Below are 21,750 nucleotides of genomic sequence, written 5' to 3' on the forward strand. Positions count from 1 at the left end.
TTCGTATATTTTTATCCATTTAATGGATGTTCTCATGAATAATACAGAATTTAGTAAAATAGCTGAAACAACAATTGCATATATAGCAGACACGATAGAAGAGCAAGACAAAGAAGCAAGTATAGACGTAGATTTACAAGGTAATATATTAAATCTTGATACTGATAAGGGTATATATGTAATAAATAAACAAAGTGCCGCTAAAGAAATTTGGTTATCGTCACCGGTTAGCGGTCCTTATCATTTTTTTTATGAACAAGGAAAATGGAAAAATAGAGTAGGATTTGAGCTGATGGATATTTTAACTAAAGAGCTTAGGATTGAATTTAATAACATATGAAAGATTTTGAAACTGCCGATAGTGCCGCAAAAATCTATGATTTAATAATAAAAAATGCCCCTGATGATGTATCTATATTTATTGATGTTGACGATACTATTATAACTCCTAAATCAAAAACTTTTAAGAAGCTGCCTTATAATAAAATGATTGATAGAATTAAGGAAAATAAAAGTAATTATGATAATTATGAAGAAATTGTCAGTAATTGGCGACTTCAGCGAAAAGTAATATTAATTGATGAAGAGTGGGTAGAAGTTATAAATAAGCTTAAGGCAGAGTTTCCTGTTTATGCTCTTACACAAATGAATACGGGAGAGTTCGGCAATATTCTTTCGATGCAAGATTGACGATATAAAGAATTAAAGAGTCTAGGTATAGAATTTTCAGATAATGAAGAATTAGCAGCATGTAATTCAGGACAAAAGGATGATGCTATTTGTTATAAAGGGATATTTATAACAGGTAATCATTCAAAGAGCGGGACTTTATCAAAATTTTTTGAAGAACTAAATGCTAGTTTTATTGTATTTATTGATGACCGTGAAAAGCATGTTGAAGATGTAAGAGATTATTGTAAAAAAATAATATTGGATTTTTAGGTATTTTATTTGACGGGCTTAAACATTTAATGGGAGAACCTGATCCAAAACTCGCCGCATTTCAAGAATTATATTTAATAGAAAACGCTAAATGGCTTGAAGACGAAGAAGCTTATGAGTTAATGGTCAGGAATAATTATTAAATAGAATATATGCCTACATAGATATCGTCATTGCGAGCAGCTATTGTTGTGTGGACCAGCTTATCCGTCATTGCGAGGAAATTGCGGGCTTGTTGCATGGCTCTTATGTCATTCCCGCGAAAGCGGGAATCCAGAAAAAAAGGTATAAATACAACAAATTTTTGAAATTAAAAGCTCGATTTATCTCGCTTTATGCTGGATTTCCGCTTTCGTGGGAATGACATCGAGCAGATTTCTTGAGCCATGCAACAATACCTCCTCGCAATGACGACCTTCAGTATCCATGCAACAATGCCACGCAGGAATGGCATCGAGAGTCGTACAACAATCTAAATAATCTCTAAAATCCATGAGTTTTGAAAATGTACTTTCTAAAAAATTTTTTGATAATATTCATAATTCTAATTCCAAATCTAGTATTAGCAAATACTTATCGGCAAATAAATTACAAAATAACACCTTTGTCTAATATGCCTGTTTCAGCTGTTAAAGTTGAAACGGAAATAATAGGCGATATGAGCGGTGAAGTTATTTTAGATTTACCCTATGCTTGGGCAAGCGGTTCATACTATTAGCAAATCAAAAATGTTAAGCTAGAATATCCTATTGGAAAGTTGCAGTTTAGAAATCAAGACTCAAATGAAGCTATTTTAAATACGGGAAAAATCAATATTATTTGTTTAAGCTACGAAATATATCAAAAAACCGGTAATCCTTGTGATATCCACGAAGCAATAATTAGACAAAATTTAATTCATTCACCGGGTTACGGGCTTTTTGCTACTCCCGGCGATTTAAATGGAAATGACATAGTAGAGTTTAATATTGGATGGAATAATATTCCTGATAGCTGGAAAACAATATTAGATTATGGTCTTGGTAAAAGCATGAAATTTAAAGTTACGCCGATTGAATTATATAGTGCAGTTTATGCAGCAGGTGATTTACGTGTTTACAAAATTGTCGATCAAAAAAATCCTGTATATCTTTCTCTGCATGGTCAGTTTGATCTTAAAGATGAAGAAATAGCTTCTTATATAAATAAAATTATCAAGGGACAAAGAGCATTTTTCCATGATAATGATTTTCCTTATTATCTAATAAGCTTAATCGAGGGGAATCAACCTAGACATATGGACAGAACAGGTTTAACAAATAGTTTTACCGCGTTTATTCCTCAAGGTTTGGACAAACAGGATTATATAATGTTACTTGCTCATGAACATTTGCATAATTGGACAGGGAAGAAAATACGTAATAACTTAGGAGGATTAAATTATTGGTGGAGTGAGTGGTTTACCGATTATTATTCACGTGTTTTAGCTTTGCGTGCCGAAGTTATAACACTTGAAGAGTTTGTAGAAGCATTTAACCAATTCTTTCAGGATTATTATTTATCACCTGTAATAAATGAACCTAATAATTTAATCAAAACAGATTATTGGAAAGATTATGCAGTACAAAGATTGCCATATTATCGTGGGTTTGTTTTTGCACTTTATTTGGATAATCTCATTAAAGAAAATAATAGGAGTAAATCGCTGGATAATGTTATGCTTGATTTGTTTAAAAACTCAAAAGAACAAGAATTTTCAAGCGATTATTTTAAAAAAATAGTTAAAGATTATGTTCCAAAAGGGATAGATAAAGAGATAAATGAATATATAGAACAAGGTAAAACTATAGATTTAGCTAATGTTGCTAAAGTGCTGCCGATTGAGAAAATAAAAATGGGGGCATATGACCGTGGTTTTGATAAAGATGCTTTAATAAATAATTATATAATAAAAAATATTGATGAAAATAGTAACGCTTATAAATCCGGACTTAGAAACGGGGACATAGTTATAAAATATGATTTTCTTAAATGGGGTTCTCCTGATCAGATAGTTACAATCAAAACAACTAAAGGTAAGTTTAAATTTAGACCTGAAAGTGCTAATAAAAAAGATATATGCAGGTTCAAGCCTAATTTGTCTAAAGAAGATAAGCTAAAAATCAAAAAGTTTTTTAGTTTTTAAATCTTTTGCAATAAAATAATTAACAATTAATAATAGAAAATTCATGTTGTAAAATATTACTTTTCTTTTTTTTATTTCTTTATATTATCCAAAAGCAAAATATAAACTAAATAATGAGGTGTGTCATGAATTCTCTATTAAAAGTATTATATCCGAATAGAGTTGTAGAACATTTAAATACAAATTCTTATGCTCTAGATATTGTTAAAATAATTATGGGAGTAGTGGCTATTTTTGCTTCATCCCAAATAAGTATTCCTATAAAACCGGTTGCAATTACGATGCATAGCGTAATACTTTGTATTATCGCTTTTACTTATAGTCCACGCCTTAGTTTTCTAACTATGCTGACTTTCATTTTTGTAGGTGTAATGGGTTTGCCGGTATTCTGTAAATTTTCCAGCGGAATAAATTACTTTTTAGGAGCAGCAGGAGGCTATTATCTCGGCTTCTTAATCGGAACTCCCGTTATGAGTGCTTTAAATGATAAGTTACCTAAGAATTTTGTAAACATTACTATAATTTGTATTATCGGTCATACTATATTTTATCTATTCGGCGTTAGCTGGCTTGCAAGTATGATAGGTTTAAAGCAAGCAATTTATAGCGGATTTATAATTTTCATTCCAAGCGGTCTTGCTAAACTTTTTGTTTTTTCTTCTTTATTTTCTTACGTTAAAAATATAAAGCGAAAATAATAACGAAAGTAATTTTTAGAAATGAAAAAATGGATTTTTGATGAGGTTAAAGAAATCTTTAGCCTTCCGTTTATGGAGCTGATCTATCAAGCTCAAACAGTGCATCATGCCAATTTTGATCCAAGTAAGATCCAAATCAGTAGCCTTTTAAGTATTAAAATAGGAAGTTGTCCTGAAAATTGTAAATTCTGCCCTCAATATGCTCACTATAAAACTTATGTAAAAAAAGAACCTTTGATGCAAATTGAGGAAGTGATTACGGCAGCAAAACGTGCTAAAGAAGCAGGTAGTACCCGCTTTTGTATGGGAGCTGCTTGGCGTGGCCTACGTGATGAAGACTTAAAGCTGGTTTGTGAGATGATTAAGGAGATCAAAAATTAGGTTTAAAACCTGCGTTACGCTTGGGTTATTAAAAGAGCATCAAGCAATTATTTTAAAAGAAGCAGGGCTTGATTTTTATAATCATAATATTGATACTTCAAAAGAGTTTTACGATAAAATTATTACAACACGCACTTTTCAGGATAGGTTAGATACTTTGCACTATGTTCGTGCTTCCGGGATGAAAGTATGCTGCGGCGGTATTTTAGGAATGGGAGAAACCAACGATGATCGTATTAATATGATCTTAACTCTTGCAAACCTTGAAGAACCTCTGAATCGGTAACTATCAATAAGCTAATAAAAATTCCTGGTACGCCATTAGAAAATGTGCAAGATATTGATCCTTTTGATTTTGTTCGAGTAATAGCTTTGGCAAGAATAATGATTCCAAAATCGTATATTCGTTTATCGGCAGGTAGAAAACAAATGTCTGATGAATTACAATCTTTATGTATTATGTCAGGCGTTAATTCAATATTCTATGGGGAAAAGCTTTTAACTTCTGCTAACCCCATGCCTAAACAAGATAATGATTTATTTCAGAAATTAGGAATTATATATTAACTCCCACTTACTTATTTATTAATTTTTTATTAATAATATTCATTGACACGCCCCAACATTTAAGTTATAATGTGTCGTCACGATTTAATTTTAAGGGGAAAAATCATGACAAAAATCTATACAGGGCCACAAACCTCAAAAAAAACATCTAGTTACTTTGATAGTGTTACAATTCATTTTCAAAATGCTACCAAAGCTGCGGCAGATTTCACAATGTATGCTACCTTAGCAACAGAACATGCTATTAATGTGATAGAGAATGGTGCAAGTGCTGTATGTTCTTTCAAGGTGTTATTTCTGATGTAAGCACTAATTATTCTTTTATATCTACATTTGCTCAAGCAACTGTAGCAAGCCTTGCAACTTTTGCTTATTACAATCCGCCTGTTCTTATAGGTGCTTGTGCTTTAGGAGCAATTGCAATTTCGCCGTACGATTCTATCAAATGTGCAGAAAATACAATAAAAGCAGGGATAGCTGCAGGATATGTAGCTTGTGAAACTGTGGAAGGTTTAATGGCAGGAGCAGCAGGTATAGTTTCTCTTATCGCTGATAATATCTACGGCGATACTGCAGAACTTGCCGGTGCTATTAATACTAATATGATAGAGTATTATAGTTAAAATATTAGACTTCTTGCAAACCTCCTTCTAAAGGTAATTTATACGTCAATCCGGTACTAGTATCCTCACGTATGTTTATATACGCTATGGTGCTGCATTCCGTGTTTCCTTCAAATTCCTCTTTATAAGATAGGTTATGCAAGAAGTCTATTGTTTACTCAATCGTCATTGCGAGCAGGCATTGTTGCATGGACCGGTAATGCTCTTTATGTCATTCCCGCGAAAGCGGGAATCCAGAAAAAAAGTATAAATACAGAAAATTTTTTAAATTAAAAGCTCGCTTTATGATGGATTCCTGCTTTCGCAGGAATGACACCGAGCGTGTTTTTCGAGCCATGCAACAAGACATTCAGTCGCTCGCAATGACGACCTTCAGTATCCACGCGGGCAATGCCTTGCGGGAATGACATAGAGAGTTACGCACTAGTTAATCGTTTTATTATCTCTTCCCGATCAATCAAAGGTAAAACTCCTGCAATTTCCGGTCCTGATTCTCTACCGGTTAAAGCAAGGCGAAGAGGCAAAAATAACTCCTTACCTTTCTTGCCTGTTATATTTGTTATTTCTTTAGTCCAAATACTCCAGCTATCTTTAGTAATTTCTCCTTGCGGTAATAATTCTGCAGCTTGCTTTAAATAGTCCTTATCTAAATTTAGATTTTCTACATTCGGAGTTTTATGACAAATCTCCCACCAATCTTTTACATCACGTAATTTTTGTAAATTAGGTCTTACCGATAACCAAAAATTTTCATCAATATACTCGGCATCGATTTCTTTAAGGCGTTCTTTTACTTCGTCAAAATCTAAACTTATCAATAATTTATGATTTAGTCTTTCCAAATCTTCCGGCTGATAGATAGTCGGGCTTTTAGAAAAACTACTTATCTCAAATTGATTTGCTAGCTTCTCCATTGATTTATAAGGTAAGATTTGTGCCGATGAACCAAGTAAGCTAAAAAAGCTAGCTATTGCCATAGCTTCGATTCCGATTTCTTTTCTAAGAGTTGCAATCTCAAATCCCCCGACTCTTTTAGAAATTTTCTCATCCTTGTTAATAATTAGGCTTAAATGTCCAAAAGTCGGAGGAGTAGTATATAAAGCCTCAAACATTTGAATTTGAATAGCGGTATTGCTAACGTGATCTTCACCCCTAATAATATGAGTAATATCATAATCAATATCGTCAATAACCGAGCATAACATATAGGTCATACTACCGTCTGCTCTTATCACTATTGGATCACTTAAAGCCTTGCCGTCATATTTAACTTCGCCTTTGATCATATCATGCCAGCTAATCGGTTCATAATTTACCAAAAATCTATAATGCGGTTTTCTTCCTTGCTCTGTATATTTTTGTGTTTGTTCTTCAGTTAGATTTAAACTAGCACGGTCATAAATTGGTGGTAAACCTTTAGATAATTGAAATTTACGCTTTAATTCTAGCTCTTCAGGAGTCTCATAGCAGGCATATAATCTTTTTTTGTCTAATAATAGATTTTTGATTTCATCATATCTACTTAAACGACTTAATTGATTAAATGTCTGATCCCAATTAAGATTTAAAAATTTTAAATCTTCTTCGATAGCGTCTTTATATTCCTGTTTACTACGCTCTAAATCCGTATCGTCAAATCTTAAAATAAACTGCCCGTTATGCTTCTTTGCATATAGCCAGTTAAGTAGTGCCGCCCTGATATTTCCGACATGTAACATACCAGTCGGTGACGGAGCAAATCGTGTTATAACTTTTGTCATTTTTACTTATTTTTTTAGTGTTTCGTACTATTTTCTCGTCATTGCGAGGAGCGAAGCGACGTGGCAATCCAGAAAAATAATAAAAAAATTCTGATTTACAGAATTTTTTACTGGATTGCCACACTCCCTGTGGTCGTTCGCAATGACGAGGGCGGCAATGCTACATCCTCTTACGCCTGTTTCTTTTCTAACTTCGCTTTATTATCTTCAATTAGTTTCATCGCATCATCTAAGCTTAAATTTAGAAAATCATATTTTTTTGGCACTGAAATAAATTTACCCATATATTTTATGTAAGGACCGAATTTACCGTATCCTATCATAATTTCCTCGCCGCTATCTTTATGAATACCTATTTTTAGCGGTAAGCTTAGAAGCTTTAATGCCATCTCAAGTGTGATGTCGTTTTGATTCAAGCTAGCAGGCACGGGGCTACGTTTTGGCTTTACTTTGTCTTCTTGTTCGCCGTGTTGAATATAAGGTCCGTAAGGTCCTTTTTTCAGATATATTTCTATCCTGTCTTTATCAGTGCCTAAAATTTTATTCTCATTAGGAGTAGCGGCAAGGTCGCCATCATTCTCGTTACCGCTAACAATAGATTTTCTGAAAATGCATTCAGGGTAATTACTACATGCTAAAAATGCTCCGAACTTACCGAGCTTTAAACTAAGCTCGCCTGTTTTACATGAAGGACAAACTTTAGATTCTTTATTTTCACCGAACAAGTGATAATCAAGGGCTTTCTGTACATAGCTAATAATCTCGGTTATTTTTTGTTCGTTTACCGATTCAATATTATGGTTAAAACCGCTCCAAAAATTATTTAAGGCAGCTTTCCACTCAAGCTTACCTGCTGCTATTTCGTCTAACTCATTTTCAAGACCTGCGGTAAAATCATATTCTACATATTTCTTGAAAAAACCGACTAAGAATACCGTTACCAAACGTCCTAATTCTTCAGGCATAAATCGTTTTTTCTCAAGAGAAACATATTTTCGATCTTGTAAAACTGATAAAATACTAGCATAGGTCGAAGGGCGACCGATCCCAAGCTCTTCAAGTTTTTTTACTAAGCTTGCTTCCGAATATCTTGGAGGAGGTTCTGTAAAATGCTGATTAGGAATAATTTCTTTAGTTTTAAGCGGTTCTTGTTCTTTTAAAGGCGGCAGCATTTTATTTTCTTCTTCAGCCTCATCGTCCACACTTTCACGATAAACCTTATAAAACCCGTCAAATGCTATAGTTGATCCATTTGCTTTCGCCAAATATTCTTTATTTTCCGAAGCCAAACTTGCAACTACCAAATCCATTATCACATTTTCCATTTGACAGGCTATAGTTCTTTTCCAAATTAGTTCATAAAGCTTATAATAATCCTTTTCTAGCTTTTCTTTTAAGCTATCAGGAGTATAAGTAATATTTGTCGGTCTTATAGCTTCATGAGCTTCTTGAGCATTTTTTACTTTGGATTTGTAAATTCTAGGGCTAGTCGATAAATATTTGTCACCGTAATTTTTATCGATTAACTTACGTATATCAGCTATTGCATCATTTGATAATGTAACGCCGTCAGTTCTCATATAGGTAATAAGCCCTATAGTTTCCTTACCTATGTCAACGCCCTCATAAAGTTTTTGTGCTATTTGCATAGTCTTTTTAGCACTAAAACCTAATTTTCTTGCTGCTTCTTGTTGTAGTGATGAAGTAATAAAAGGAGGTTGCGGCTGACGTTTTTGTTGTTTCTTTTCTATCTTATCAACATGAAAATTTTGAGATTTTAATTTTTTAGTTAAATTTTTGGCGTCTTTTTCATTAATAATTGAGAATTTTTCTAACTTCTGATCATTTACGTGAGTCAATTTAGCAGTAAATAGTTCATTATTACTATTTTGCATTTTAAGGCTAATATCCCAATATTCTTCCGACTTAAAATGCTCTATTTCATCTTCTCGCTCACATATTAATCGTAGAGCCACGGACTGTACACGTCCCGCCGATTTACATCCAGGTAATTTACGCCATAAAAGAGGTGAAAGGGTAAAGCCGACTAAATAGTCTAAAGCTCTTCTTGCTTGCTGGGCATTTACTAAGTTAGCGTCAAGTTTTCTAGGGTTATCAACGGCATGAATAATTGCTTTTTTAGTGATTTCATTAAAGGCTACCCTTTTGAAAAAATCATCGGATTTAACCTTATTTTTTTCTTTTATTACCTCTGCAACATGCCATGAGATAGCTTCACCCTCACGATCCGGATCGGTTGCAAGATATACTGCATCAGCTTTTTTAGCATCTTTAACTATGGCATCTACATATTTACCGGCTTTATCGGAAATATCATATTTCATCACAAAATTTTTATCAGGTAACACTGAGCCTTTTTTAGAAGGTAAATCTCTAATATGACCGAATGATGCAATGACCTTAAACTCATCACCTAAATATTTATTTATCGTTTTTGCCTTTGCAGGCGATTCTACTATTACTAATTTCATCGATAGTTATTTTCCATTATAAAAATAATTATTCTATTATTATTTGCCCCACTCTTTACTATGTCATTCCCGCGAAGGCGGGAATCCAGCGTAAAGCAGATAAATCGAGCTTTTTAAAAAATCTTTTTGATCAAGATTTTATTCAAATAAAGCTTTTTAAAAGCTTTAAAGTATTGGATTCCCGCCTACGCGGGAATGACATAGAGCATTAGGCGTAAACTAATGATATTTTATTGCCGGCGTGACATATTGCTTTGCCGGCGAGTTCTAATTCTAATATTACCGTATATATAATAGGAAGCGGTAATTCCGTTTCTTTTTGTAAATATTCAAAATCTATAGGTACTGCCGATAATAGATAATAATTCCAATATAGCGGTACGCTCCTTTTGTGACGGTTCTTTAACATATCTCGTATTTACTGTTCCTAACTCAACAAAATCCTTAAATAATCCATCATCTTTTTTCATAAATTCTTCATATTGCGGTAAATTAGCTACAATATCGTCCACTGATTCCACTAAATATGTTCCCTCTCTAATCAATTTATTTGTACCTTGACCTCTTGGATCTAAAGGAAAGCCGGGAACGGCAAATATTTCCCTATTTTGTTCAAGTACAAATTTTGCAGTTATTAATGAATCGGATTTTAAGCTTGCTTCTACTATCACTACTCCTAAGGCTAGCCCCGATATTATCCTATTACGCTGTGGAAAATGTTTTCCAAGCGGGGTAGAGCCGATAGGTAACTCAGCTAATATTAAACCTTCTTCTGCTAAATTTTCAAATAGTTTTTTATTTTCCGGTGGATATATATGATCAATACCGCCTGCAATAACTCCGATAGTTTGAGAAATTGCAGCTTGATGTACGCTGCTATCTATCCCCCTTGCTAATCCTGAAATAGTTATATACCCTTCTTTTACTAAATCATTTGCAATTTTATGAGCAAAACTTCTTCCGTTTGCAGAAGCGTTTCTTGCACCTACTATTGCAACGCATTTATTATGATTTAATAACTCTATATTACCTTTATAGCTTAATATTGGAGGTGGATCATAAATTTCAAGTAATAATTTTGAATATTCCGGAGATTTATATGTGATAATCTTAGCATTGTCTTTTTCAAGAAGCTCTAACTCTTTTTCAGTATCACTTTTACTGAAAATTTTAATTGGTTTTGACTTTCCGCCTCGCAATGAAAAATCCGGAGCGTTATCTATGGCAGTTGCTGCATCACCGAATAATTTAATTAAACTAAAGAAAGTTTTAGGACCGATATTTTCACTCCTAATAAGACGTAAAATATTAATTGTTTCAATATCATAAGATATTTTAGGAGCAGAAAATAATTCTTTTAGCATTAGGTAAGTTTAATTAGTATTGTGGACGCTTCTAAAAAAGTGTTGTGTCATCCCGTGGCTTGTCCACGGTATCCAGAAAAAAATTATAAAATAATTTTTTCATATAAATCATCCCACGCTGGATTTTAAGACTCATTTTAAGACTCAATGTAAATTTAATTTCCACTGTCTTTTATATTCTTTTAATAATTTTTCACGATTAATTGCAGCTATAATATCGTCATATTGCTCAAAATAAACTAATTTATTTATGTTATACTTAGAAGAAAATCCTTTGATTATTTTATGCTTATGCTCATAAGTACGCTTTATGATATTTGAAGTCACTCCAATGTATAATGTACCATTACGCCCACTAGCTAATATATATACATAATATTGCTTCATTATATTATTAAGTTTCCTGGATCCCGTGGCTTGTCCACGGGATGACAGTTTTCCACTCTAAATAACATAGTAGTATACTACAGCTTCTCAGCATGTGAGCTTAAATAATGTGCTATACCTTCATGTGACGGGGTAATTGCTTCCTCACCTTTATGCCAGCCGGCAGGACAAACTTCGCCGTGTTTTTGATGATGAGTTAAAGCATCGATTATTTTTAATGTATAATTAATATCACGACCGATAGGTAAGTCGTTAACTAGTATGTGACGTACTATGAAATCCTTATCAATTAAAAAAGTTCCACGCAAAGCAACACCGTCTTCATTAAGTACGTTATATTTTGAAGAAATATCCTTTTTTATATCGGAAACCATTGGAAATTGTACTTGTCCAAGTCCGCCTTTATTATGCGGAGTATTTTTCCAAGCTAAATGGCTAAAATGAGAATCAACGCTAACAGCTACTACTTTAGTACGTCTTTCGGTAAATTCACCAAGCTTATTGTGAAATGCTATAATTTCCGATGGACAAACAAAAGTAAAATCTAGGGGATAAAAAAATAACACTATATTATCCCCTGCAGCATAATCGCTAAGTTTAAACTTTTCGTCTATATTATTATTAGGCATAATAGCTTTAGCTGTAAAATCCGGAGCAGTTTTGCCGACAAATACTGACATATTCATAACCTTTTATTAATTAATAATCTGATATGATATATAAAACTAATTATTATTACAATAATAAATCTTTATAAATTGCTACTTATCTATTTTCTTTTCTGAAGAAGCTTTTAATTGGTTAAATATAGTTAACGCTCCGGTTACAAAACTACTCGGTTCTGAAAGATTTGCAGGTAAAATTACGGTGTTGGTATCTTTAGCCAAATTACCGAATGCACTAATATACTGCTCGGCTATTTTAAGAGCTACTGCATCGCTTCCTCCTGTTTTTTGTACGGCAGCTGCGACAATCTCAATACTATTTGCCGTAGCGGTAGCGACTAAGCCTATTGCTTCAGCTTCACCTTTTGCTCTGTTAACTTGATCGGTATAAGAAGCTTCTGAATTCAGTACGATTTGTGCTTTTTCACCTTCTGCATGGTTAATTTTTGCTTGTCTATTACCTTCCGACTCTAGAATTTGAGCTCTTTTTTGACGTTCGGCTGCTACCTGCAATTCCATAGCTTTAAGTATAGTTTGCGGAGGTTGAATATCTTTAATTTCATAACGCATACATTGTATGCCCCAATTTATAGCAGCCTGATTAATAGCTGCCACAATTGCTACGTTTAAAGTTTCTCGTTCTTCAAAAGTTCTATCTAAAGGAAGTTTACCGATTTCTGAACGCATAGTAGTTTGAGCAAGCTGCGTTATAGCATAGTAAGGATTATTAACACCGTAAGATGCTGCCATTGGATCAATAATTTTAACATATAAAACACCGTCGATAGATAATGTTACGTTATCGTTTGAAATAGCTGTTTGAGCGGTAACGTCTATAGCTTCTTCTTTTAAAGTATGTTTGTATGCTACTCTCTGAATGACAGGGATTAGTAAATTTAAACCGGGTTGCAGTATTTTGTCAAACTTCCCCAATTTCTCTACTACCCATGCTTGTTGTTGAGGTACAACTTTAACCATTTGTATTATAACTAAAATCGCTATAATACTGAAAATTAATAATGCATATTCCATAATTCAATACCTTTTTTTATTTCCACTCTATATTATTTTTAATTATAAAAAAAGGATTTAAATTAAACGGTACTTAAATTATATATTTTTTTATCAATAAAATGGGTTTTAATTACTTTGAGTAAAGAAAGAATGCTTGAATATTCTTCAAGTTGTTCATTTATATTTTTTATCTCATTTAAAGCACTATTAAAATCTTTCTGTAATAAATAAGTTTCAGCAGCTTTATTTTGTTCCAGTGTTTTAAGTAAAATATTTTGTAAAAATCTATAATAATAGTCGTCTAGTTTAGGTATATCAGACATAATAATAAATCATATAATTATTGAGATTTTAATTTATATATAAATTTTTTAATAATTCAATAATTTTTAACTAGATTTACATATACTTAAATCTTTATCTATTATGTCGGAATCTATATTTAAACAGTCAAGGATTGAATGAAATACATAATCATGGCTAATTTCGGTATTAGCATAATTTTTAATTGAGTCTACCGATTCAGGATATTTTTCTCTAAAATCATCTGATACCCAAACTATAAGCGGTACTGTTATTTGTTCTGCAAGTAGTGGACCACCGTGACCGTAATAACCATTTTCTCCTAACGATTCGCCGTGATCGGATACATATAGTAAAAATGCATTTTTATCTTTAAGCAAATCTATTAAATTAGATAAAAAAAATCGGTGTATAAAATTGAATTATCATAGCTGTTAACTAAAGCAAGCTTATCGCAATCACTCGCATCTCCTTTAACTTTAATAGGGCAGGTAGGAGTGAAATGTTCAAATTCTTTAGGATATCTTGCATTATAGTTCCAGTGACTTCCTGAGGTATGAACTACTAAAAATTGTTTCTCTGAATTTGTTATTATTCCTTTTATAAAAGGCAATATTTTTTCATCATGATCATTTAAAGAAAATAGAGCAGAGCCGCCCGGTACTATAGTAAAATTAACATCATTATATATATTACTTAGGTCAAAATTTGCAAAACTCCTCATTAAAGTTTGAGTACCGATCCAGGTAGTATTAAAGCCAAGATTTGTTAAAATTGATAAAAAGCTGTTCTCTTGTCTAGTATTTTCAATTTGACTTGCAGGATAACGTGAAAGTAATGACGGTACGGAAAGATAGGTAAGATTAGAAGAGGATTTAGCTTTGAAAGAAGTTAGATTTTGGGCAGTTTTTAAGTAAGGAGTCGTATCTCTTTCATAACCGTTAATACCGAAATGATCAAATCTTGCCGATTCTCCTATAACTAAAACACCTATAATATCTTTATCTGACTTATCTATAAAGTTATATTGCTTACTAATATCTATACAGGCATAATTTTTACCGGTTAGGTTTCCGACAAAATTAAGGTAGCTATTATGTAAATACTGAATGGGAAAATAATTTTTTAGTATCTTAAATGAAGGAGTAATAATATTATATACAAAAATAAGTAAGCAAGCGGCAGATAATAATTTTGTTATGAATGATTTAGAATTTTCGGCAGCAAAAGATTTGAGAATATAAAAACAGCTAAAAAGGCAAAAAATTATCCATATTATTAATTTAATGCTGACTAATTCATAAACTTCGTTTAAATCCGTTGAGAAAAAACTCCCTATTACTTGTTTAGTAGGATTGATTTTGAAGAAATAAATGTAATAACTAGCAATAGCGGATGTTATAAATAAAAACCCTACGCCGATTTTTAACACTAATTTATGTACGCTAAGACCAAAAAATGCTATAAAAGAAAATATATAAATATAACAAAAATCTTTTGATAGCTCTAATATCCCTCTAAAAATCGTTGCTTTATAATAATCAAATTTATAAATCAATATTGCGGTATTAAATAACAAACAATAAATAAAGGCTAAAATCGCTGATAATTTAATTAATTTCGTATCTAAATGTTTTTGAATAGTTTTTAACATATATAATAATTAATAAAGTAATTTTTATAACTACCATGATCATAAAAAATCTTCAAGAATTTTATCGGCTTTTAATACCAAATGCTCCGCTTATCGCTATTGATTACGGAAGCAAAAAATTAGGAATCGCATTATCTAATCAAGAACATAATATTGCTATGCCCTTAAACACTATAATTGAGATAAATAAAAAAATCGTTATTACTTCCTTGCTTAATATTATAGAAAAATATAAAGTTTGCGGTGTTGTAGTAGGTCTACCGATTGATATGAACGGAGCAGTAACGGAGCAAACAAATATAGTGATAAAATTTGCAGAAGAATTAACAAAATCTATAAACTTGCCCATATATTTACAAGATGAAAGACTAACTACAAAAGCTGCGAATAATTTCCTTAAATCATTCGGTGTTAAAAGAAAAGACCGTAATAATAACGATGATGCCGTAGCTGCTAGTATGATTCTTGAAACTGTGCTTGATTCTATGAAAAAACTTTAGATTATATTTGTGTATATTTTTTAAATCTTCTTGAAAGAAAATAAAATTTAATATAAAAGTTATAACGCTTGAAGTTAAACTGATAATGTTATTAAATGATAATAAGCTTTAAATGTAAACATACTGAAAAATTGCATAATAGAGAATTAGTAAAACGTTTTGAAGTTTTTGCAGAAATTGCACGTAAAAAACTCTTCATGCTTCATACTACAGTTAATTTAGAGGATTTACGTGTTCCGCCCTCAAATCGTTTAGAATCTCTTAAAGGTGATCGTAAACATCAATATAGTATTCGTATTAACAGTCAGTGGCGTATATGTTTTATTTGGCATGATGGAAATGTTCACAATGTTGAAATTGTAGATTATCATTAATTAGGAAAAAATTTATGACAAACAAATTACCTCCTATTTCACCGGGGCAAATTCTACTTGAAGAATTTATGGAACCTATGGGTATTAGTCAAAGTAAGCTTGCTCGTGATATTGATGTACCTGTTACTAGAATCAATAATATAATTAAGCATCATCGTTCAATTACTGCTGATACAGCACTCCGCTTAGGTAAATATTTTAATGTTAATCCTCGCTGGTGGATGAATATGCAAAATCAATATGATTTAGAACTCGCAGAAGATGAAGGTTGGAAAGTTAAAGAAAGTAGAATAAGAACCTTTTCTATGGCAAGTTAATTATTGTTATGCACTCAAAACACTATTGTAAAGATATATTATTTATGATAGAAATGATGCAAAATAAATAAAATATATCATGAAAATATTAATTCTAGGTGTTACCGGTATGCTGGGTAACAGTATGTTTAGATTTTTAAGTCAGGATAGTAAGTTTGACGTTTATGCGACAGCTAGAAATAATTCCACTCATTCTTATTTTTCTAAAGATTTATCCGATAAATTAATTACAAATGTAGATGTTGAGAATCATGATTCGTTAGTTGAGGTATTTAATAAAGCAAAACCCGAAATCGTCATAAATTGTATAGGTCTTGTAAAGCAATTAGCTGATGCAAACGATCCGTTAAAAGCATTGCCAATAAATAGTTTGTTACCGCATAGGCTAGCTAATTTATGTAAATTAGCTAATTCAAGGTTAATCCATATTAGTACTGATTGTGTATTTTCGGGAAAAAAAGGTAATTATAAGGAAAGCGATTTTCCTGACTGTTATGACCTTTACGGTCGTTCTAAATTCCTTGGCGAAGTAGATTATCCGCATGTTATTACATTACGTACTTCAATTATAGGTCATGAGCTGGCAGGTAATAGAAGCTTAATCAATTGGTTTTTAAGTGCAGAAGGGCAAGTGAAAGGTTTTGAAAAAGCTATTTATTCAGGATTCCCGACAGTAGAGCTTGCAAGAATAATAAGGGATTTTGTATTACCGAATAAAGAACTACATGGGCTTTATCATGTTGCATCAAAACCGATTAATAAGTTAGAATTGTTAAAATTAGTAGCGGAAATATATAATAAAGAAATCGATATTATTCCATCGGATGAGCTTGTGATAGATCGTTCTCTAGATGCTACTAGTTTTAACAAAGTGACGGGGTATACTCCGCCTGATTGGCGTGAGCTTGTAAAGCGTATGTGTGAGTTTGGGTAGTAAGGCCGTCATTGCTAATGGTCTTTATGTCATTCCTAGCTAAAGGCAGGAATCCACTTTGTCATCCCGTGGCTTGTCCACGGGATCCAGCATAAAGCGAGATAAATCGAGCTTTTTATGTTTGTATTTTTTATAACTGGATCCTGTGGACAAGCCACGGGATGACAGTTAATTTTTAAAATTAGGTATTTATATATAATGTTTGTAGATAAAACTTTAATGATTACAGGAGGCACCGGTTCGTTTGGTAATGCGGTGCTTTCTCGTTTTCTTAAATCCGATATTATCAATGATATTAAGGAAATTAGAATTTTTAGTAGAGATGAAAAAAAGCAAGAGGATATGCGTATTGCTTTAAATAACTCAAAACTTAAATTCTATATCGGGGATGTACGTAATTATAAAAGTATTGATGAGGCAATGCATGGTGTAGATTATGTATTTCATGCCGCCGCTTTAAAGCAAGTTCCGACTTGTGAGTTTTATCCTATGGAAGCAATCAATACTAACATCTTAGGTGCTGAAAATGTTTTAAGTGCTGCTATTAATAACAAAGTTACAAAAGTTATTGTACTGAGTACCGATAAGGCTGTATATCCAATTAATGCAATGGGATTATCTAAAGCATTAATGGAAAAGTTAGCAATAGCAAAAGCACGTATGCGTTCTTCAGGTAAGACTGTGCTTTGCGTTACTAGATACGGTAACGTTATGGCATCTCGTGGTTCAGTAATTCCTCTTTTTATCAATCAAATAAAACAAGGTAAGGAATTAACCATTACAGAACCGTCAATGACGCGTTTTTTAATGTCGCTTGTAGATTCCGTAGATTTAGTTTTATATGCGTTTGAGCATGGGCGTCAAGGAGATATTTTTGTACAAAAATCTCCGGCAAGTACAATTGAGGTGCTTGCAAAAGCGTTACAAGATATATTCGATAGTAAAAATGAAATACGTTTTATCGGTACACGTCACGGCGAAAAACATTATGAATCGCTAGTATCATCTGAAGAAATGGCAAAAGCTCATGATTTAAGGGATTATTACCGTATTCCTATGGACGGGCGTGATCTTAATTATGCAAAATATTTTGTTGAAGGTGAAAAGAAAGTAGCTCTTTTAGAGGATTACACTTCTCATAATACAAAACGTTTAAATTTAGAAGAAGTAAAAGAGTTATTACTGACGCTTGATTACGTACAAGAGGAGCTAAAAAATGCTTAAGGTAATGACGATTGTCGGTACTCGTCCTGAACTTATTAAACTATGCTGTGTGATTTCCGAGTTTGATAAATATACTAATCACCTCCTAGTTCACACCGGTCAAAATTATGCATATGAATTAAATCAGGTTTTTTTTGATGATATGGGAATTAGAAAACCTGATTATTTCTTAGAAGTAGCGGCAGATAATACGGCAAAATCTATCGGGCTTATTATCGAAAAAGTAGACGAGGTACTTGAGAAAGAAAAACCCGACGCCGTTTTATTTTACGGCGATACTAATTCGTGTTTATCGGCGATTGCTGCTAAACGCCGTAAAATTCCGATTTTTCATATGGAAGCAGGAAATCGTTGTTTTGATCAGCGTGTACCTGAAGAAATAAACCGTAAAATCATTGATCATATTAGCGACGTTAACATTACGTTAACCGAGCATGCAAGACGTTATTTAATTGCTGAAGGTTTGCCCCCTGAGCTTATTTTTAAATCAGGCTCGCATATGCCTGAAGTTCTTGACCGTTTTATGCCTAAAATATTAAAGTCGGATATTTTAGATAAATTATCGTTAAAATCAAAGCAGTATTTCTTAATTAGCTCACATCGTGAGGAAAATGTCGACGTCAAAAATAATCTGAAAGAATTATTAAGTAGTTTACAAACTCTTATTAAAGAGTATAATTTCCCCGTAATCTTCTCAACACACCCAAGGACTAAAAAAAGGCTTGAGGATTTAGAGGGGTTTAAGGAGCTTGGTAATAAAATAGGGTTTTTACCGGCTTTTGGTTTTACGGATTACGTCAAACTTCAGATGAATGCTTTTTGTATTTTATCCGATAGCGGTACTATTACTGAAGAAGTATCAATACTTAATTTACCGGCTTTAAATATTAGAGAGGCACATGAGCGTCCTGAAGGTATGGATGCCGGAACGCTTATTATGTCGGGCTTTAAAGCTGAACGGGTACTACAATCGGTAAAAGCTATTACGGAAGAACACGAGAATAATAAACGCTTGCAAGATATCGTGTCGGATTATGCTGAAGCGGGTCTTGTATCAAAGAAAATATTGCGTATAGTTTTAAGTTATGTGGATTATGTTAACCGTACGGTTTGGTTTAAAAAGTAATCTTATTCATTATTATCATATCAAAAACATGAAATTCTTTAAATTAATAAAACTTAACACTTTATTTTTAGGTGTTTTTTTACTAATAACTCTTATATCTTCTTTTTGCTATTCCAAAGAAAATTCTTATAAAAAAATAGTTTTTCTTGTTAGTACGGAGACATTCGGTGGCAAAGGCATATACGCAATGTATAATGAGATGAAAAAAATAGGTCATGATGTCAAAATTGTAATAGTACCTCATCCTCATCCCAATATTCAAGGAGGAATAGATACCGAATTTATTAGTAAATTTGATACACAAGATGTAATATATCCATGCGGCAAGTATGCTTCTTATTCAAATGTTAATACAAAATGTGAAATTTCTGAATTAAAAAATTATCAGCCAGATTTTATCTTTACGCAAAACCCTTACGAAAATTTCCAAGGCTATATATTAGAACCTTTTACGGCTGCTAATTTGTATAAGAGTTTTAGAGGAACTAAAACAAAAATTATGTATATAGTCTATGGTCCGCATATCTTTCATCAAAAAAATATTGAAGATGATAAGTTATCAAGTTTTATAGAAACGGTATTTGTTGACTCAGAAAGTACAAAAGATATCTTTATTAGTAATTATAAATTTCCTAAGGATAGAGTTATTGTTTCAGGTTATCAACCATACTATGAAGTAAGAAATTATAATATTAAAGAAAAACTAAACTCGGAAACTATTTTATGGCTTTCTAGATAGGAATTATCATTTAAAAATAGAGATTTATATGAAGGAGGTTCTACTTTCTTAAATTATCACTATTTTTTCTATAATTATGCATTACAACATCCTAATATTCATTTTATTATAAGACCGCATGTTACACTATTTACCTATGCGGTTTTTAAAAACTACTTAAGCCAAAGCGATATGGATAATATATTAATTAAGTAGATTTAATTCTTTAAAGAATGTTACTGTTTCTGCACATGCATTCAGGTCGTTACTGGATGATATAATGGTGTCGGATATTGTAATAAGTGACGGTACTTCATCTCTTGCTGAAGTAGTAGTTGCCGATAAGCCTATAATTTACTTAAGTAATGGTTGGAATAATGAATTTAATAGTAATGCTCTATCTAAAGAATTAAAAAAATATATGTATTTTGCTTATGAGCCGCAAGATATTATTAACTCTATAGAATTTATTAAGCAAAATCATTATTTACCTTATCATGAAAATAGTGTTGGCAGAAATCAATTTAAAAAGATGCTTGATCCTGTAGAAAACCCTGCTACATTTATCGCCGAATATTTATTAAAGTTATAATAGTTTAAATAATTTATGTTAGAAGAAATTTATAATGATGGAGAAAGATTAATTCCTAGGGAAACTCATGATATTTTAGAGGTAATTCGTCATAAAAGTAGCTATAAGATTTTTAAAAAAATTATAGAAGCCGATATATTTAATAGCACATTAATGCTAAATCAAAAAATAAAAATTCTAGATATAGGTTGTGGAACAGGACACGGAACTTTCATGCTTAGCGATATATTAGGAGTAGAAATTACAGCAATAGATATCAGTAAAGAATCTATAATTTATGCTGAACAAAATTATGGAGCATCTAATATAAAATATATTAAATCTGATTTAGTTAGTTTTATTAAAAAGGCAGAAGAATATGATTATATTGTATCACGACATGCACTTGAGCATATTGAAGATGGGTTAAATTTAGCACTTAATCTTAAATGTAAAAAACGATTAATAGTAAATATACCTTTTAATGAACCGGAAGGGAATATATATCATTTAGTTAATTGGATTACTGAAAAAGACTTTGAATCATATCAGAATAAAGAATTTTTATATGAAGGATTAGATGGCGTAACTAACGACACACATTCTGAAAAAATCCTCCTAATTCTATAATCTGTATATCCAGTAACTCAGATTTAAAGCCTATAAAACAATTATTTAACTATTCAATCTCAGCTTGGGCTCCGGAATTTTTAGAAAAGCTAGGTTTGCAATTCCAAGATATATTAAAACAATTGTTGCAAACTAGAGATGCATTTAATAATAGCGAAGAGAAAAACTTAAACTATGAAATTAAATTAAATAATACTATAACAGAGCTAAATAATGCTTTAGAAGAAATAAAAATTCTTAAAAATAAACTAATTATTAGTGAAGAAGAAAAATCTATTTTTTTAAAGTTCTATAGAAAATTTAAACAATAAAGGCATTGCTAACTAAAGAGAGATGTCATCC

Annotated in this window: 25 protein-coding genes and 4 pseudogenes; 17 read left to right on the forward strand and 12 right to left on the reverse strand. The window is 32.0% G+C overall.

What is annotated here, in order from left to right; genetic code table 11:
- Positions 1–34 precede the first annotated feature (34 nt).
- Genes cyaY through SB78_RS10495 form a run of 3 tightly spaced genes read left to right on the forward strand, consistent with a single transcriptional unit; the run spans position 35 to position 942 of the window.
- Positions 35–340 carry an iron donor protein CyaY gene (gene cyaY, locus SB78_RS01275; protein ID WP_041077906.1) on the forward strand — a complete coding sequence of 102 codons (306 nt, stop codon included), beginning with the start codon at positions 35–37 and terminating at the stop codon, positions 338–340.
- Positions 337–690 (forward strand): hypothetical protein, encoded by a 354-nt coding sequence (locus tag SB78_RS10490; RefSeq protein WP_241773645.1) that lies wholly within the window; start codon positions 337–339, stop codon positions 688–690. Before cyaY ends, SB78_RS10490 begins: the two co-directional genes overlap by 4 nt.
- Positions 691–717: 27 nt before the next feature.
- Positions 718–942 carry a DUF2608 domain-containing protein gene (locus SB78_RS10495; RefSeq protein ID WP_241773655.1) on the forward strand — a complete coding sequence of 75 codons (225 nt, stop codon included), beginning with the start codon at positions 718–720 and terminating at the stop codon, positions 940–942.
- 310 nt (positions 943–1,252) lie between these two features.
- Here SB78_RS10495 and SB78_RS09560 read toward each other — a convergent pair whose 3' ends face one another.
- Positions 1,253–1,396, reverse strand: coding sequence for a hypothetical protein (locus SB78_RS09560; protein WP_158510073.1), 144 nt, complete (start codon positions 1,394–1,396; stop codon positions 1,253–1,255).
- A 303-nt stretch (positions 1,397–1,699) separates the two neighbouring features.
- Between SB78_RS09560 and SB78_RS10500 the strand changes: the two genes are divergently transcribed.
- The 5 genes and pseudogenes from SB78_RS10500 to SB78_RS10510 all read left to right on the forward strand — a co-directional run bounded on the left by SB78_RS10500 (position 1,700) and on the right by SB78_RS10510 (position 5,375).
- Entirely contained in the window at positions 1,700–3,106 is a 1,407-nt protein-coding gene (locus tag SB78_RS10500) for a M61 family metallopeptidase (RefSeq protein WP_241773646.1), read from the forward strand.
- Positions 3,107–3,219: 113 nt separating this feature from the next.
- Complete coding sequence (locus SB78_RS01295) at positions 3,220–3,804, forward strand: biotin transporter BioY (RefSeq protein ID WP_096334731.1); 585 nt, start codon at positions 3,220–3,222, stop codon at positions 3,802–3,804.
- Positions 3,805–3,825: 21 nt separating this feature from the next.
- A pseudogene (gene bioB / locus SB78_RS01300) lies at positions 3,826–4,752 on the forward strand (biotin synthase BioB).
- 105 nt (positions 4,753–4,857) lie between these two features.
- The gene (locus SB78_RS10505) at positions 4,858–5,058 is read left to right on the forward strand and encodes a hypothetical protein (protein ID WP_241773647.1); all 201 of its coding nucleotides are present in this window, start codon (positions 4,858–4,860) and stop codon (positions 5,056–5,058) included.
- Positions 5,028–5,375, forward strand: a complete 348-nt coding sequence (locus SB78_RS10510; RefSeq protein ID WP_241773648.1) for a hypothetical protein — start codon at positions 5,028–5,030, stop codon at positions 5,373–5,375. The genes SB78_RS10505 and SB78_RS10510 overlap by 31 nt, the downstream gene beginning before the upstream one ends.
- Positions 5,376–5,644: 269 nt before the next feature.
- Here SB78_RS10510 and SB78_RS09565 read toward each other — a convergent pair whose 3' ends face one another.
- The 10 genes and pseudogenes from SB78_RS09565 to SB78_RS01345 form a co-directional block, all read right to left on the reverse strand.
- A complete protein-coding gene (locus SB78_RS09565) occupies positions 5,645–5,785 on the reverse strand; it encodes a hypothetical protein (protein WP_158510074.1) in 141 nt (46 codons plus the stop codon).
- Between the two features lie 6 nt (positions 5,786–5,791).
- Positions 5,792–7,135 carry a glutamate--tRNA ligase gene (gltX, locus tag SB78_RS01310; RefSeq protein ID WP_041077910.1) on the reverse strand — a complete coding sequence of 448 codons (1,344 nt, stop codon included), beginning with the start codon at positions 7,133–7,135 and terminating at the stop codon, positions 5,792–5,794.
- Between the two features lie 170 nt (positions 7,136–7,305).
- A complete protein-coding gene (topA, locus tag SB78_RS01315) occupies positions 7,306–9,627 on the reverse strand; it encodes a type I DNA topoisomerase (protein ID WP_041077912.1) in 2,322 nt (773 codons plus the stop codon).
- Between the two features lie 208 nt (positions 9,628–9,835).
- Positions 9,836–10,036 (reverse strand): DprA-like winged helix domain-containing protein, encoded by a 201-nt coding sequence (locus tag SB78_RS10515; protein ID WP_241773649.1) that lies wholly within the window; start codon positions 10,034–10,036, stop codon positions 9,836–9,838.
- Positions 9,957–10,991, reverse strand: coding sequence for a DNA-processing protein DprA (gene dprA, locus SB78_RS01320; protein ID WP_241773650.1), 1,035 nt, complete (start codon positions 10,989–10,991; stop codon positions 9,957–9,959). Before dprA ends, SB78_RS10515 begins: the two co-directional genes overlap by 80 nt.
- A 144-nt stretch (positions 10,992–11,135) precedes the next feature.
- Complete coding sequence (locus SB78_RS01325; RefSeq protein ID WP_052458456.1) at positions 11,136–11,378, reverse strand: GIY-YIG nuclease family protein; 243 nt, start codon at positions 11,376–11,378, stop codon at positions 11,136–11,138.
- A gap of 77 nt (positions 11,379–11,455) precedes the next feature.
- Positions 11,456–12,058: a peroxiredoxin gene (locus SB78_RS01330; RefSeq protein ID WP_041077913.1), complete on the reverse strand. Its 603-nt coding sequence runs from the start codon at positions 12,056–12,058 to the stop codon at positions 11,456–11,458.
- Between the two features lie 81 nt (positions 12,059–12,139).
- Positions 12,140–13,075, reverse strand: coding sequence for an SPFH domain-containing protein (locus SB78_RS01335; protein ID WP_041077915.1), 936 nt, complete (start codon positions 13,073–13,075; stop codon positions 12,140–12,142).
- A 62-nt stretch (positions 13,076–13,137) separates the two neighbouring features.
- Positions 13,138–13,380: a hypothetical protein gene (locus SB78_RS01340; protein ID WP_041077917.1), complete on the reverse strand. Its 243-nt coding sequence runs from the start codon at positions 13,378–13,380 to the stop codon at positions 13,138–13,140.
- A 66-nt stretch (positions 13,381–13,446) separates the two neighbouring features.
- A pseudogene (locus SB78_RS01345) lies at positions 13,447–15,014 on the reverse strand (phosphoethanolamine transferase).
- A gap of 35 nt (positions 15,015–15,049) precedes the next feature.
- On the opposite strand from SB78_RS01345, the gene ruvX reads away from it, so the two are divergent.
- The 4 genes from ruvX to SB78_RS01365 all read left to right on the forward strand — a co-directional run bounded on the left by ruvX (position 15,050) and on the right by SB78_RS01365 (position 17,139).
- Entirely contained in the window at positions 15,050–15,514 is a 465-nt protein-coding gene (ruvX, locus tag SB78_RS01350; RefSeq protein ID WP_041077919.1) for a Holliday junction resolvase RuvX, read from the forward strand.
- Between the two features lie 95 nt (positions 15,515–15,609).
- Entirely contained in the window at positions 15,610–15,888 is a 279-nt protein-coding gene (locus tag SB78_RS01355; protein ID WP_041077921.1) for a type II toxin-antitoxin system RelE/ParE family toxin, read from the forward strand.
- Between the two features lie 14 nt (positions 15,889–15,902).
- Positions 15,903–16,205 (forward strand): HigA family addiction module antitoxin, encoded by a 303-nt coding sequence (locus SB78_RS01360; RefSeq protein WP_041077923.1) that lies wholly within the window; start codon positions 15,903–15,905, stop codon positions 16,203–16,205.
- 79 nt (positions 16,206–16,284) lie between these two features.
- Positions 16,285–17,139, forward strand: coding sequence for a dTDP-4-dehydrorhamnose reductase family protein (locus SB78_RS01365; RefSeq protein WP_041077925.1), 855 nt, complete (start codon positions 16,285–16,287; stop codon positions 17,137–17,139).
- Positions 17,140–17,174: 35 nt separating this feature from the next.
- Here the strand turns inward: SB78_RS01365 and SB78_RS07560 are convergent, their stop codons facing one another.
- Positions 17,175–17,297 (reverse strand): hypothetical protein, encoded by a 123-nt coding sequence (locus tag SB78_RS07560; protein WP_410524488.1) that lies wholly within the window; start codon positions 17,295–17,297, stop codon positions 17,175–17,177.
- 40 nt (positions 17,298–17,337) lie between these two features.
- On the opposite strand from SB78_RS07560, the gene capD reads away from it, so the two are divergent.
- The 5 genes and pseudogenes from capD to SB78_RS10525 all read left to right on the forward strand — a co-directional run bounded on the left by capD (position 17,338) and on the right by SB78_RS10525 (position 21,719).
- Positions 17,338–18,363 (forward strand): UDP-glucose 4-epimerase, encoded by a 1,026-nt coding sequence (gene capD / locus SB78_RS01370; RefSeq protein WP_041077927.1) that lies wholly within the window; start codon positions 17,338–17,340, stop codon positions 18,361–18,363.
- Positions 18,356–19,489: a non-hydrolyzing UDP-N-acetylglucosamine 2-epimerase gene (gene wecB / locus SB78_RS01375; RefSeq protein ID WP_041077929.1), complete on the forward strand. Its 1,134-nt coding sequence runs from the start codon at positions 18,356–18,358 to the stop codon at positions 19,487–19,489. The genes capD and wecB overlap by 8 nt, the downstream gene beginning before the upstream one ends.
- Positions 19,449–20,799 (forward strand): annotated as a pseudogene (locus tag SB78_RS01380) (hypothetical protein). The gene wecB and the pseudogene SB78_RS01380 overlap by 41 nt, the downstream one beginning before the upstream one ends.
- Before the next feature lie 15 nt (positions 20,800–20,814).
- Positions 20,815–21,297, forward strand: a pseudogene (locus tag SB78_RS10520) (class I SAM-dependent methyltransferase); the annotation flags it as partial.
- Between the two features lie 206 nt (positions 21,298–21,503).
- The gene (locus SB78_RS10525; protein WP_241773652.1) at positions 21,504–21,719 is read left to right on the forward strand and encodes a hypothetical protein; all 216 of its coding nucleotides are present in this window, start codon (positions 21,504–21,506) and stop codon (positions 21,717–21,719) included.
- Positions 21,720–21,750: the final 31 nt, after the last annotated feature.

The organism is Rickettsia asembonensis, assembly GCF_000828125.2.
Classification (GTDB): Bacteria; Pseudomonadota; Alphaproteobacteria; order Rickettsiales; family Rickettsiaceae; genus Rickettsia; species Rickettsia asembonensis.

Coding starts and splice junctions, on each gene's coding strand:
- cyaY (WP_041077906.1), top strand. CDS start 35: ATGAATAATACAGAATTTAGTAAAATAGCTGAAACAACAATTGCATAT.
- SB78_RS10490 (WP_241773645.1), top strand. CDS start 337: ATGAAAGATTTTGAAACTGCCGATAGTGCCGCAAAAATCTATGATTTA.
- SB78_RS09560 (WP_158510073.1), bottom strand. CDS start 1,396: ATGCCATTCCTGCGTGGCATTGTTGCATGGATACTGAAGGTCGTCATT.
- SB78_RS01295 (WP_096334731.1), top strand. CDS start 3,220: ATGAGGTGTGTCATGAATTCTCTATTAAAAGTATTATATCCGAATAGA.
- SB78_RS10505 (WP_241773647.1), top strand. CDS start 4,858: ATGACAAAAATCTATACAGGGCCACAAACCTCAAAAAAAACATCTAGT.
- SB78_RS10510 (WP_241773648.1), top strand. CDS start 5,028: ATGTTCTTTCAAGGTGTTATTTCTGATGTAAGCACTAATTATTCTTTT.
- SB78_RS09565 (WP_158510074.1), bottom strand. CDS start 5,785: ATGTCATTCCCGCAAGGCATTGCCCGCGTGGATACTGAAGGTCGTCAT.
- gltX (WP_041077910.1), bottom strand. CDS start 7,135: ATGACAAAAGTTATAACACGATTTGCTCCGTCACCGACTGGTATGTTA.
- topA (WP_041077912.1), bottom strand. CDS start 9,627: ATGAAATTAGTAATAGTAGAATCGCCTGCAAAGGCAAAAACGATAAAT.
- SB78_RS10515 (WP_241773649.1), bottom strand. CDS start 10,036: ATGTTAAAGAACCGTCACAAAAGGAGCGTACCGCTATATTGGAATTAT.
- dprA (WP_241773650.1), bottom strand. CDS start 10,991: ATGCTAAAAGAATTATTTTCTGCTCCTAAAATATCTTATGATATTGAA.
- SB78_RS01325 (WP_052458456.1), bottom strand. CDS start 11,378: ATGAAGCAATATTATGTATATATATTAGCTAGTGGGCGTAATGGTACA.
- SB78_RS01330 (WP_041077913.1), bottom strand. CDS start 12,058: ATGTCAGTATTTGTCGGCAAAACTGCTCCGGATTTTACAGCTAAAGCT.
- SB78_RS01335 (WP_041077915.1), bottom strand. CDS start 13,075: ATGGAATATGCATTATTAATTTTCAGTATTATAGCGATTTTAGTTATA.
- SB78_RS01340 (WP_041077917.1), bottom strand. CDS start 13,380: ATGTCTGATATACCTAAACTAGACGACTATTATTATAGATTTTTACAA.
- ruvX (WP_041077919.1), top strand. CDS start 15,050: ATGATCATAAAAAATCTTCAAGAATTTTATCGGCTTTTAATACCAAAT.
- SB78_RS01355 (WP_041077921.1), top strand. CDS start 15,610: ATGATAATAAGCTTTAAATGTAAACATACTGAAAAATTGCATAATAGA.
- SB78_RS01360 (WP_041077923.1), top strand. CDS start 15,903: ATGACAAACAAATTACCTCCTATTTCACCGGGGCAAATTCTACTTGAA.
- SB78_RS01365 (WP_041077925.1), top strand. CDS start 16,285: ATGAAAATATTAATTCTAGGTGTTACCGGTATGCTGGGTAACAGTATG.
- capD (WP_041077927.1), top strand. CDS start 17,338: ATGTTTGTAGATAAAACTTTAATGATTACAGGAGGCACCGGTTCGTTT.
- wecB (WP_041077929.1), top strand. CDS start 18,356: ATGCTTAAGGTAATGACGATTGTCGGTACTCGTCCTGAACTTATTAAA.